The 12,167-nt window shown below is 57.8% G+C and carries 13 protein-coding genes and 1 tRNA gene; 2 read left to right on the forward strand and 12 right to left on the reverse strand.

Annotation, left to right across the window (positions count from 1 at the left end):
• Positions 1-2: 2 nt before the first annotated feature.
• The 11 genes from paaK to paaA are packed head-to-tail and all read right to left on the reverse strand — an operon-like array spanning position 3 to position 9,526.
• Complete coding sequence (gene paaK / locus GHC22_RS14115) at positions 3-1,322, reverse strand: phenylacetate--CoA ligase PaaK (protein WP_003832244.1); 1,320 nt, start codon at positions 1,320-1,322, stop codon at positions 3-5.
• A gap of 28 nt (positions 1,323-1,350) precedes the next feature.
• Entirely contained in the window at positions 1,351-2,556 is a 1,206-nt protein-coding gene (pcaF, locus tag GHC22_RS14120) for a 3-oxoadipyl-CoA thiolase (RefSeq protein ID WP_153753307.1), read from the reverse strand.
• On the reverse strand, positions 2,556-2,978 hold the full coding sequence (gene paaI, locus GHC22_RS14125; RefSeq protein WP_153753309.1) for a hydroxyphenylacetyl-CoA thioesterase PaaI: 423 nt from the start codon (positions 2,976-2,978) through the stop codon (positions 2,556-2,558). Before paaI ends, pcaF begins: the two co-directional genes overlap by 1 nt.
• The gene (gene paaH, locus GHC22_RS14130) at positions 2,971-4,389 is read right to left on the reverse strand and encodes a 3-hydroxyacyl-CoA dehydrogenase PaaH (RefSeq protein WP_153753311.1); all 1,419 of its coding nucleotides are present in this window, start codon (positions 4,387-4,389) and stop codon (positions 2,971-2,973) included. Before paaH ends, paaI begins: the two co-directional genes overlap by 8 nt.
• A 3-nt stretch (positions 4,390-4,392) precedes the next feature.
• On the reverse strand, positions 4,393-5,181 hold the full coding sequence (gene paaG, locus GHC22_RS14135; RefSeq protein ID WP_153753313.1) for a 2-(1,2-epoxy-1,2-dihydrophenyl)acetyl-CoA isomerase PaaG: 789 nt from the start codon (positions 5,179-5,181) through the stop codon (positions 4,393-4,395).
• 2 nt (positions 5,182-5,183) lie between these two features.
• On the reverse strand, positions 5,184-5,951 hold the full coding sequence (paaF, locus tag GHC22_RS14140) for a 2,3-dehydroadipyl-CoA hydratase PaaF (protein ID WP_048226908.1): 768 nt from the start codon (positions 5,949-5,951) through the stop codon (positions 5,184-5,186).
• Positions 5,948-7,018: a 1,2-phenylacetyl-CoA epoxidase subunit PaaE gene (gene paaE, locus GHC22_RS14145; protein WP_048235630.1), complete on the reverse strand. Its 1,071-nt coding sequence runs from the start codon at positions 7,016-7,018 to the stop codon at positions 5,948-5,950. The genes paaF and paaE overlap by 4 nt, the downstream gene beginning before the upstream one ends.
• 7 nt (positions 7,019-7,025) lie before the next feature.
• Positions 7,026-7,523 (reverse strand): 1,2-phenylacetyl-CoA epoxidase subunit PaaD, encoded by a 498-nt coding sequence (gene paaD / locus GHC22_RS14150; RefSeq protein ID WP_079934873.1) that lies wholly within the window; start codon positions 7,521-7,523, stop codon positions 7,026-7,028.
• Between the two features lie 12 nt (positions 7,524-7,535).
• Positions 7,536-8,291 carry a 1,2-phenylacetyl-CoA epoxidase subunit PaaC gene (gene paaC, locus GHC22_RS14155; protein ID WP_153753322.1) on the reverse strand — a complete coding sequence of 252 codons (756 nt, stop codon included), beginning with the start codon at positions 8,289-8,291 and terminating at the stop codon, positions 7,536-7,538.
• A gap of 7 nt (positions 8,292-8,298) precedes the next feature.
• Entirely contained in the window at positions 8,299-8,586 is a 288-nt protein-coding gene (gene paaB / locus GHC22_RS14160; RefSeq protein WP_153753324.1) for a 1,2-phenylacetyl-CoA epoxidase subunit PaaB, read from the reverse strand.
• Between the two features lie 10 nt (positions 8,587-8,596).
• A complete protein-coding gene (paaA, locus tag GHC22_RS14165) occupies positions 8,597-9,526 on the reverse strand; it encodes a 1,2-phenylacetyl-CoA epoxidase subunit PaaA (RefSeq protein ID WP_032942998.1) in 930 nt (309 codons plus the stop codon).
• A gap of 285 nt (positions 9,527-9,811) precedes the next feature.
• Between paaA and paaZ the strand changes: the two genes are divergently transcribed.
• Complete coding sequence (gene paaZ / locus GHC22_RS14170) at positions 9,812-11,857, forward strand: phenylacetic acid degradation bifunctional protein PaaZ (protein WP_153753326.1); 2,046 nt, start codon at positions 9,812-9,814, stop codon at positions 11,855-11,857.
• An 83-nt stretch (positions 11,858-11,940) separates the two neighbouring features.
• Here the strand turns inward: paaZ and GHC22_RS14175 are convergent.
• Positions 11,941-12,016, reverse strand: a tRNA-Asn gene (locus tag GHC22_RS14175).
• A gap of 6 nt (positions 12,017-12,022) precedes the next feature.
• Between GHC22_RS14175 and GHC22_RS24895 the strand changes: the two genes are divergently transcribed.
• Complete coding sequence (locus GHC22_RS24895; protein WP_223115835.1) at positions 12,023-12,130, forward strand: DUF5951 family protein; 108 nt, start codon at positions 12,023-12,025, stop codon at positions 12,128-12,130.
• Positions 12,131-12,167 lie beyond the last annotated feature (37 nt).

The raw sequence follows: 12,167 nt of genomic DNA on the forward strand, positions 1-12,167 counted from the left end.
TCTTAACCGTTGGCGGCAACTTTGCGCAGGTCGAACACCCGACACGCCTTTCCTTCTGAGCGCGGGATGCTGCCGCAGTTAACAATGCTTACGTCCGTTGAAATACCGACCATCGACTTAATACGATGACGCAAATGATGGCAAATCTGGCAGCGCTGCTCGTGGCTTAGCACCAGGCTACTCTCTTTAAGCTCCACGCGTACCGAAAGCGAATCAAGATGCCCTCGGCGATCCACTTCCAACTGGTAATGTGGAGCCAGATGTTCAATCTTGAGGATCTCTTCTTCCACCTGCGATGGGAAGACGTTGACGCCGCGAATAATCAGCATATCGTCGCTGCGCCCGCTAATGCGATCCATACGACGCATCGTGCGTGCGGTACCCGGCAGCAGGCGCGTCAGGTCGCGGGTACGATAACGAATGACCGGTAGCGCTTCTTTCGTCAGCGTGGTGAACAGCAGTTCGCCGTGCTCGCCGTCGGCCAGTGGCGTACCGTCATCCGGATTGACCACTTCCGGGAAGAAATGATCCTCCCATATTGTCGGACCATCACCCGTTTCGATGCACTCCATCGCCACGCCCGGCCCCATCACTTCCGAGAGGCCATAAATATCCAGCGCCGTAATACCCAGGCGACGTTCGATCTCCGCGCGCATCCCCGTTGTCCACGGCTCTGCGCCAAAGACACCGGTACGCAGCGAACAACCCCGCGCGTCACCGCCCATCTGGCGCTCCAGCTCTTCAATCAGGTTCAGACAGTAGGATGGCGTAACCATAATCATGTCAGGTTTGAAATCGCGAATCAGCTGCGCCTGTTTCTCGGTTTGACCGCCGGACATCGGGATAACCGTTGCCCCCAGGCGTTCCGCGCCGTAGTGCGCGCCCAGTCCGCCGGTGAAAAGGCCATAGCCATAAGCGACGTGGATTTTATCTTTCGCGGTACCGCCTGCGGCACGCAGCGAGCGGGCGACGATGTTAGCCCAGGTATCGATATCATTTTGCGTATAGCCCACCACCGTCGGTTTACCCGTGGTGCCGGATGATGCATGGATACGCACCACCTGCTCCATCGGTACCGCGAAGGTGTCGAAGGGATAGTTGTCACGCAGGTCCTGCTTGGTGGTGCAGGGAAACTTGCTCAGATCGCTCAGCTCACGGAAATCATCCGGGTGAACCCCCGCCGCGTCGAACTTACGGCGGTACATCGGGACATTTTCATAGGCGTGTTTTAACGTCCATTTCAGGCGCTCGGTTTGCAAAGCCTGTAATTCGTCACGCGATGCGGTTTCAATCGGATCTAATTTTGTTGTTGTCGTTGTCATTTTGTAGGGCACTCGCAGGTCAATTAGCTCACACTCGCTCAAGGATCATGGCAATGCCCTGACCCACGCCAATACACATCGTACACAGCGCATAACGTCCATTGCGTCGTTCCAGCTCCAGCGTTGCGGCCAGCGCTAACCGCACACCGCTCATCCCCAGCGGGTGACCTAAAGCGATAGCCCCCCCATTGGGATTCACGTGTTCTGCGTCATCTGCCAGTCCAAGCTGTCTCATCACCCCCAACGCCTGGGCGGCAAAGGCTTCATTCAGCTCAATCACATCCATATCGTTGATATTCAGCCCGGCGCGCTCCAGCACTTTTCGTACCGCAGGAACTGGCCCAAGCCCCATAAACTTCGGCTCCACGCCCGCCGTCGCCATCGCGACAATGCGTGCACGCGGCGTTAGTCCCTGGGCCTTTATGTGTTGCTCGCTGGCTACGATCATTGCTGCCGCGCCGTCGTTCACCCCAGAGGCATTGCCTGCGGTGACCACGCCGTTCTTACGAAACGGTGTTTTCAGTTGTGCGAGTTGCTCCAGCGTGGTTTCTGCACGCGGATGTTCATCTTCACGTACTGCGCTAACTGCCCCTTTCTTGCCAATGATTTGTACCGGCACAATTTCCTGCGCCAGAATGCCGTCACGCTGGGCTTTCGCCGTGCGCTGCTGGCTGCGATACGCAAAGGCGTCCTGGTCCTCTCGGCTTATATTTAACAATTCAGCTACATTCTCCGCCGTTTCCGGCATGCTGTCAGTTCCGAATTGTTGCTGCATGAGCGGGTTCACAAAACGCCAGCCAATGGTGGTATCAAACATTTCTGCCTGACGCTGAAACGGCGCGATCGCTTTGCCCATTACAAACGGCGCGCGTGACATTGACTCAACACCACCAGCGATCAGCAGGTCGGCATCACCGGCTTTGATCGTGCGAGCAGCGAAGCCGATCGCATCAAGCCCGGAGCCGCACAGACGGTTGATGGTCGTGCCGGCAACACTGTGCGGATAACCCGCCAGCAGGGTCGCCATATGCGCCACGTTGCGGTTATCCTCGCCCGCCTGGTTGGCGCAACCGAAGATCACATCGTCAATAGCGCTGGGATCCAGGCGTGGGTTGCGGTTGAGTAATTCACGCAACGGGATGGCCGCCAGATCGTCGGCACGCACGCCTGCCAGCGCCCCGCCGTAGCGACCAATCGGGGTACGAATACCGTCACAAATAAATGCGTCACGCATTAGACTTCTCCTGTAATCGTGCCACCGATGCGGTGGGATTTGCCGCGAAACAGAGCCACGGTTATGTGTTGCTGATTGACAATTTCAATGTCGTAAACGCCAGTGAGTTTGCCTTGCTGCTTGACCCGCGCGGTGGCGGTCAGTTTGTCACCTGCAAAGGCCGGACGCAGAAAGTCGATACTGGCCGCTGAGGCTACTGCTGCCAGTCCCTGACTGTTGCAGGCGTAAGCAAAGGCAGTATCCGCCAGTGAAAACAGTTGCCCGCCGTGACAGGTCTGATGTCCATTCAGCTGCGACGGCGACACGGTCATGGTCATCTGCGAATAACCGTCGTCCATCTCAATAATTTCAATCCCCAGCGCCTGCGCGCAGGTGTCTTTCACATACATGGCGCGGGCGTTGCGCCAGGCTTCATTACTCATGACGCATCTCCATCAGCGCTTTCTGGCGCAGCAGAGCACTCGGGCGATAGCGTTCTTCACCATAGTGCTGTTGTAGATTTTCCAGCAGACGAAGCACACGTCCCCAGCCGAGCGATTCACCCCAGGCCAGCGGCCCGTGCGGGTAGTTGACCCCCAAACACATGGCGGTATCGATATCCTCGGCGCTGGCGACTCCTTTTTGCAGCGCATCCAGCGCTTCGTTCGCCAGCATCGCTACCGTGCGCCATACCAGCAGCCCTGGGTAGTCGGCAATACGCAGCACTTTTTTGCCCTGCTGCTGGAAGTAGTAAACCGCTTTGTCGGTGGCTGAAGCCGGGTTGGTTGGTGCGCTTGCCAGCACGACGGTGTCGCCCGCAGCATGGTCATACACCACCACCGGGCGCTGGTGCTGCACGCTTAAGGCCAGCGCGGTTTCACCGGTCGTTTCAAGGAGCAGCACATCATCCAGTTCAGTGACAACGTCACGCTTGATATTTTTTGCTGCATTTTCAGGCGCTACCGCTGCAACAGCCAGTTCAGGCGATACTTCAGCAGGCCAGCGATAGACACCGTGACCGCTCTTCTTGCCCAGACGCCCCGCCAGAGCGAGCTCCTGTTGCAGCAAAGACGGCAGAAAACGGCGGTCCTGCCAGAAGGTGTTAAACACCGAACAGGTCACGGCAAAGTTGACGTCCTGGCCAATCAAGTCGGTCAGCGCCAGCGGTCCCATCGGGAACCCGCCGCCGTCGCGCAGTGCGGCATCAATCACTTCCGCTGACGCAACCTGTTCTTCCAGTGCACGCCAGGCTTCGGCGTAGTACGGACGGGCCACGCGGTTAACGATAAAGCCTGGCGTAGAGCGGCAGCGCACCGGCTGTTTGCCCCAGGCAGTCACGCACTGGCAAAGCTGCTCGACTACCTCGGTTGAGGTGGCAAGCCCGCTCACCACTTCCACCAGTTTCATCACCGGTGCCGGGTTAAAGAAGTGCAGCCCCGCCACACGTTCCGGATGCTTCACTCCCGCCGCAATCGCGGTAATTGAGATCGACGAGGTATTACTGGTTAGCAGCGTTGACGGCAAACAGATCTCCGCCAACTGACTAAACAGCGCTTTTTTAATTTCCAGCTGCTCGGAAGCGGCTTCAATCACCAGTTGTGCATCGGCAAGCTGATTCAGTTCAGTCGCGGGGGCGATCCGTGCCAGCAGCTCACTGGCCTGTTCCGCACTGATTTTTCCACGACCAACACGAACGTCGAGTCGCTGGCGAATACCCTCAATGGCGCGAGTAATCGCCTCAGCGGAAATGTCATACAGCAGGACCGAATGTCCGGCGCTGGCAGCCACCTCGGCAATACCTGCACCCATTGTTCCGCCGCCGATCACGGCAACGCGATGAAGAGTTTGCGTCATGGCTTATTTCCCGCTGAACTGTGGTGGACGTTTGGCGAGGAAGGCGCTGACCCCTTCGCGGTAGTCGTCGCTGCGACCGGCCATGCGCTGGTAGTCGCGTTCAAGCTCAAGCTGCTGATCCAGCGTGTTGGTTTCGGAAAGCTGCAAGGCTTTCTTAATCAGCCCCAGGCCATAGGTCGGCTGCGTCGCGAAATGGCGCGCCATGGTCAACGCGGCATCTTTCAACTCGGCATCGTCGACCACTTGCCAGATCATGCCCCACTGCGCGGCCTGTTCGGCGCTGAGGTTATGGCCAAGCATCAGCAAACCCACGGCGCGAGCGCGACCGACTACGCGCGGCAGCACCCAGCTTCCGCCGCAGTCCGGCACCAGGCCGAGTTTGCTGAAGGCCATAACAAACTTCGCCGAGCGCGCGGCGAGGACGATGTCGCAGCCCAAGGCCAGTGTGGCACCGGCACCAGCGGCAACGCCGTTGACGGCGCAGATAACCGGCTTCGGCAGCGCGGCTAAGCGGCGCACCAGCGGGTTGTAGAAGCGTTCCACCGACATGCCCAGATCCGGCGCGGGGCCGCTCGGGTCAACGTTACGGTCGTTCAGATCCTGTCCGGCGCAAAATCCGCGTCCGGCGCCGGTGATCAGCAGGCAACGAATGGTGTCGTCGCGCTCGGCCTGTTTCAGGCAATCGGCAAGCTGCTGGTGCATCACGTCGTTAAAGCTGTTGAGTCGATCCGGGCGGTTCAGGGTGATAGTCATCACGCCCTGCTCCACTTCGCTGAGAATAAATGCGTCCACGATTAGCGTCCTTTAAATTCCGGTGTGCGTTTTTCTAAAAAGGCGCTGACGCCTTCACGACGATCTTCGGTGCCGCTCAGCAGCGTAAACAGCTGACGTTCCTGCACCAGACCGGCCTGGAGACCCACTTCTTGCGCAGCGCGTAGAGACTGTTTTGCCGCCCGCAGCGCCAGCGGTGAGTGACGGGCGATGGTCGCCGCCAGCTTGAGCGCGTATTCATCGGAGAGGTTCGCCGGGTGAATGTCACTCACCAGCCCGGCCTGTTGCGCTCGTTCGGCATCAATGCTTTCACCGCTCAGCACCATTCGGCTGGCCAGCGCTTTGCCAACACAACGGATAAGCCGCTGCGTACCGCCCGCCCCTGGCATGGTGCCGAGAGTAATCTCCGGCAGACCAAAGCGGGCGTTATCCCCGGCAATCACCAGGTCGCACAGAAGAGCCAGCTCGCACCCGGCTCCCAGCGCGTAACCGTTAACCACCGCGATCAGCGGCTTGTTGAAGGCATCAATACGTGCCCACAGGCGTGGGCGAATATCGTCGAAAGTGGCGGGCAGATCTTTTTCCGCCATTTCGTTGAGATCGGCTCCGGCAGCGAAGTAGCGCGGGTTGCCGCTAATCACGCAAACGCTGATGCTGGCGTCCGCCGCCGCGCTTTCCAGCGCGTCAGCAATCTGCGTTAGCAGCGCATTGTTCAGGGCGTTGCGCGCCTGCGGACGGTTCAGGGTCAGTTGCAGTACACGGTCGTGACGGGAAATCAGCAGTTCGCTCATGCCATCCCCCGCGCATCGAAGTCGACCACTACGTCACCGCTGGTTGGCAGCGCCTGGCAGCTCAGCACATAGCCCGCCGCCAGTTCATCGGCTTCAAGGCTGTAGTTGGCGGCCATCGCCACCTCGCCGCTGACCACCTTGCATTTGCAGGTGGCGCACACGCCGCCTTTACAGGCGAACGGCAGGTCAGCGCCCTGGCGCAACGCGGCGTCGAGAATGCTGTCATCTTCCGCACTCAGTGAAATCAGGCGATCGCGCCCATCCTGACGAAGGGTGACCGTGCGGCCTTCCGCCTGCACGCCGGTGGCGCGTTTCACGCTGGTCCCCGGCGTATTGAAACGCTCAAGGTGAATGGATTTTTCCGCTATGCCCAGTTCGCGCAGTGCCACTTCGGCTTCATCCATCATTGCCGATGGGCCACAGATAAAGGCGTCGTCAAAGCGGCTGAAATCGAGCAGGTTTTTGCCCAGCGCACGCAGTTTGTCGCCGTCGATACGACCCTGTAGCAGATCGCTGTCCATCGACTCCTGACTGAACAGGTGCACCACCTGTAAACGCTGCGGATAGCGGTCTTTCAGATCGGCCAGCGCCTGACGGAACATCATGCTGTGGCTGCTGCGGTTGCCGTAGATCAGCGTGAACTGGCTGGCCGGTTCGGTCGTCAGCGTCGCTTCAATAATCGCCATCATCGGCGTAATGCCGGACCCGGCGGCAATCGCCAGATATTCGGCTTCGCGCTCGGCCTGCGGCTGGTAGCCGAAGTGCCCCTGCGGCACCATCACTTCCAGCGCCATACCCTGCTGGATATCCTGCTGGGCATAGCGGGAGAAACGCCCACCGTCGATAGCTTTAACTGCGACGCTAATTTCCGACGGCGAGCGGCTGCGACAAATGGAGTAACAACGACGCAGCTCTTCTCCACCGAGGTGAGCTTTCAGCGTCAAATGCTGGCCCGGTCGAAAGGCGTAGTCATTACGCAGCGCGTCGGGAATGGTGAAAGTGATGGTCACCGCATCGCGCGTTTCCGCTTCGACGTTGGCCACGGTAAGCGAATGAAATGTTGTCATCGCAACCTCAAATACATTTAAAGTAATCAAAGGGTTCACGGCAGCTGTCGCAGCGATACAACGCTTTACAGGCCGTGGATCCGAATTCGCTAATCAGCGAGGTATGGGTGCTGGCGCAGCGCGGGCACTGTACGTCAGTTGGCATTTCGGCATGGCAGGCGTGGGCCTGCGGCGGGCTGATACCATACTGGCGCAGGCGTTCGCGGGCGTCCGGGCTCATCCAGTCAGTGGTCCACGGTGGGTCAAGCTGCAGGACGATATGTACTGGCGTATAGCCGTGCTCCGCCATCACCATGCGAATTTCACCCAGTAGATGCTCGGTGGCCGGGCAGCCGGAGTACGTCGGCGTAAAGCCGATAACCCAGCCGTCGCCGCAGCGCTCAACGCTGCGTACCATGCCGAGATCGGTGATGGTCAGCACCGGCACTTCCGGATCGGGAATCGCACTTAACAGCCCCCAAACGGTGTGCACCTCTGGCGGTGCGATCGCGGTAAGACGTTGCATAGCCACCTCCTGCTACCACTGCTGCCCAGGATACGCACGCTGCAAGTACTGCATCTCGGCCAACATCGGCCCGAGATGTTCGCTGTGTAGCCCCTGCTTACCGCCGTTGCGAAACGCCGCCTCTTGCGGAACCTGTAAACCAGAATCAATCAGCGCAGTGTGTACCGTCATTTGCCATTCGGTTTGCAGTTCGCGCGGATCGACGGCAATGCCCTGCCTGGCCAGAGCGATCTCCAGTTCGTCGGCAAGGAACAATTCGCCGGTGTAACGCCACAGATTGTCCACCGCCTTCTGCATCAGTTGCGCGGAGTAGTCAGTACCATTCCCCAGTCGTTCCAGCCAGCCGTGGCTGAAGCGAAGGTGATAACGCACTTCTTTCAGTCCTTTGGCAGCGATAGCCGCAATCTGCTTATCGCGGCTGTTAACCAAACGAGTGAACTGCGCCACATGCCAGACATCGATAAAGAACTGGCGAGCGATCGTGTCGGCAAAGTTGCCGTTAGGCTGTTCCACCAGCAACAGATTGCGGAACTGACGCTCGTCACGACCAAAAGCCAGCGTGTCTTCGTCGCCGCTACCCGCCAGTTCGGCGGCGTAGCTGAGGAAGTTGCGCGCCTGCCCCAGCAGGTCGAGGCCGATGTTAGCCAGCGCCAGATCAATCTCCAGCTCCGGCGCATGACCGCACCAGGCACCCAGACGCTGAGCCAGCACCAGGCCGTTATCGCCCAGACGCAGAGCATAGGTTGCAACGGGATTCAGGTTATTCATCGTTGCCTCACATATGTTCCATGCCGTCCGGCACGGTGTAGAACGTGGGATGGCGATAGACTTTGCTCTCCGCCGGGTCAAAAAATTCACCGCGTTCTTCCGGCTGTGACGCAACAATTTCGCTGGCTTTCACCACCCAGATGGAGCAGCCTTCGCTGCGGCGTGTATAGGCATCGCGTGCATTTTCCAGCGCCATCTGGTCATCGGTGGCATGCAGACTGCCAACGTGACGGTGCGATAACCCTTGTTTGCTGCGGACAAAAACTTCGTATAACGGCCAGTATGTTTTGCTCATGACTCTCTCCTTACGCCGCGTCGCGGGCCTGTTGCTTTTCGGCGTGCGCCAGTGCGGCCTCGCGCACCCATGCCCCTTCTTCCCAGGCCTTACGCTTTGCGCCCAGACGTTCGTGGTTGCAGACACCTCGACCGTTGATGACCTCATTAAATTCCTGCCAGTCGATCTCACCGAATCGATATTTCCCCGTCGCTTCATCAAGCTGTAGGTCGGCGTCCGGCACGGTCATACCGAGGATTTCTACCTGCGGAACCGTGTTATCAACAAAGCGCTGACGCAGTTCGTCGTTGGAGTGCAGTTTGATTTTCCACGCCATGCTGCGGGCACTGTTCGGTGAGTTGTCGTCGTTCGGGCCAAACATCATCAACGCAGGCCACCAGAAACGGTTGATGGCGTCCTGCAGCATCTGACGCTGTTCCTCGCTACCTGTAGCCAGCGCCATACACGCTTCGAAGCCCTGGCGCTGATGGAAGCTCTCTTCTTTGCAGATTTTGACCATCGCCCTGGCATACGGGCCGTAGGAGGTACGACACAGCGCCACCTGGTTAACAATCGCCGCGCCATCGACCAGCCAGCCGATCACACCGATATCCGCCCAGCTCAGGGTTGGGTAGTTGAAGATGGAGGAGTATTTCATCTGGCCGTCGAGCATCTTCTGGTACAGATCTTCACGCGCGCAGCCCAGTGTTTCCGCCGCGCTGTAGAGGTACAGACCGTGTCCGGCCTCGTCCTGTACTTTTGCGAGCAGAATGGCCTTACGCCGCAGCGTGGGTGCGCGGGTTATCCAGTTGCCTTCCGGTAACATGCCGACAATTTCCGAGTGCGCATGCTGGCCAATCTGGCGGATCAGCGTCTTACGGTATGCGTCCGGCATCCAGTCCTGCGGCTCGATGGCCGTTTCCTGCGCGATGCGCTGGTCAAAGCGTTGTTCTTCTGTCACGTCATCACCTTATGATTCCGATAATTTCAACAAATCAATATTTGCGAATCACTTTGTTTTATAAAAGTTACATCTTGGTTAAATAAAACCACAAATTTTGTTTGCTGATTTTGCGATACTTGTCGCAAATGGTTTTTGTTTATTCATTAATAACAGATAGATAACCAATAAAGGTAAAGTGTTCGCGATCTCATTGTTAACAAATTATTAAAATCTCACTTGCATTTTGTGATTCATAAAAGAACTATTTAAAGAGATATTACGGAACACATCTGGAGATTAACGATGCAGCAGTTAGCCAGTTATTTATCCGGTGCCTGGCAGACAGGCCGGGGCCGCACCCGCACCATCCACCACGCCCTTACCGGTGAAGCGCTTTGGGAAGTGACAAGCGTTGGACTGGATATGGCGCAGGCGCGCCGCTTTGCGATTGAGCACGGCGGCAAAGCGTTACAGGCAATGAGTTTTATTGAGCGCAGCGCGATGCTAAAAGCGGTGGCGAAGCATTTAATGGAACTGAAAGCCGATTTCTATGCCATATCCGCGCAAACCGGAGCAACGCGCGGTGACAGCTGGGTCGATATCGAAGGCGGTATTGGCACGCTTTTCACTTATGCCAGTCTCGGTGGCCGCGAGCTGCCGGACGATACGCTGTGGCCGGAAGACGAACTGATCCCGCTGTCCAAACAGGGCGGTTTTGCCGCACGCCACGTGCTGACCTCCAAATCCGGTGTTGCGGTGCATATCAACGCCTTTAACTTCCCCTGCTGGGGTATGTTAGAGAAGCTGGCGCCAACCTGGCTTGCCGGGATGCCAGCCATTATCAAACCTGCAACCGCCACCGCGCAGCTCACTCAGGCAATGGTGAAAGCGATTATCGACAGTGGCCTGGTACCGAACGGCGCAATTAGCCTTATCTGCGGCGGCACGGGTGACCTGCTCGATCACCTCGACAGCCAGGATGTGGTGACCTTTACCGGTTCTGCTCATACCGGACAGCAGCTGCGCGTGCACCCCAATCTGGTGGCTAAATCGGTTCCTTTCACCATGGAAGCGGATTCACTCAACTGCTGCGTGCTGGGTGATGACGTCACCCCAGAACAGCCTGAGTTTGCATTGTTTGTACGTGAAGTAGTGCGCGAGATGACGACCAAAGCCGGGCAGAAATGTACCGCTATCCGCCGCATTATCGTGCCACAGGCGCAGGTGAAAGCGGTCAGCGAGGCGCTGATTACCCGTCTGCAAAAAGTGGTAGTGGGCGATCCGGCGCAGGAAGGCGTGAAGATGGGGTCGCTGGTGAATAACGATCAGCGTCAGGACGTGCAGGATAATGTGAATCGTCTGGTTGAAGCCGGGTGTGAGGTGCTGCTGGGTGGAAAAGCAGATCTGAGCACGGCTGGGGCTTTCTTCCCGCCAACGCTACTGTTTTGTCCGCAGCCGGATGAAATTGCCGCGGTACATGCAATTGAAGCCTTTGGCCCGGTCGCCACGCTGATGCCGTATCAAAATACCGAGCATGCCATGACGCTGGCGCGCGCCGGTGAAGGCAGTCTGGCAGGAACACTGGTGACGGCGAGCGGCGAACTGGCGCGAGAGTTTGTCCTCGGTGCGGCCCGTGCCCACGGGCGTATTCAGGTGCTGAACGAAGAGTCCTCGGCGGAATCGACCGGTCACGGCTCTCCGCTGCCACAGCTGGTCCACGGCGGGCCTGGACGTGCAGGCGGCGGTGAAGAGCTGGGTGGGCTGCGCGCGGTGAAACACTACATGCAACGCACCGCCATTCAGGGCAGCCCAACCATGCTCGCGGCGGTAAGCCAACAGTGGGTGCGTGGCGCTCGGGTGGAGGAAGATCGTATTCACCCGTTCCGTAAATACTTCGAAGAGATCCAGCCGGGCGACAGCCTGCTGACGCCACGTCGTACACTGACCGAAGCGGATATCGTTAACTTTGCCTGCCTCAGCGGTGACCACTTCTACGCCCATATGGACAAGATTGCAGCAGCCGATTCCATTTTCGGCGAGCGCGTGGTGCACGGTTACTTCCTGATTTCCGCCGCAGCCGGTCTGTTTGTTGACGCGGGCGTCGGTCCGGTGATTGCCAACTATGGCATGGAAAACCTGCGCTTTATCGAGCCGGTTAAGCCGGGCGACACTATCCAGGTGCGTTTAACCTGCAAACGCAAAACGGTGAAACGTCAGCGCAATGCCGAAGAAAAAGCGACCGGCATGGTGGAGTGGTCGGTGGAGATCTTTAATCAGCACCAGCAGGCGGTGGCGCTGTATTCCATTCTGACGTTGGTTGCGCGTCAGCATGGGGATTTCCCGGCGTAAGATTCCGGCGTAGCTTCGCTCGACCAGGCTTGAAACAAAAAAGCAAAAAGCCTGCTTAGTTTCCTAAGCAGGCTTCTTAAATATGGCTCCTCTGACTGGACTCGAACCAGTGACATACGGATTAACAGTCCGCCGTTCTACCGACTGAACTACAGAGGAATCGTTGTGGAGGCTTATCTTAGCGGCGAAAAAAATTTTGTCAAACTCCATTTCCTCAAATGCGAATCAATTGATGCTTCTCTCGACAGTTTGTTGCATTTACAGACATTTTAAATAGAAAAAACTTTGCAGCTTTTTTGATTCTCCCTCA

It is taken from the genome of Citrobacter sp. H12-3-2, from assembly GCF_009649895.1.
Lineage (GTDB): Bacteria > Pseudomonadota > Gammaproteobacteria > Enterobacterales > Enterobacteriaceae > Citrobacter > Citrobacter portucalensis.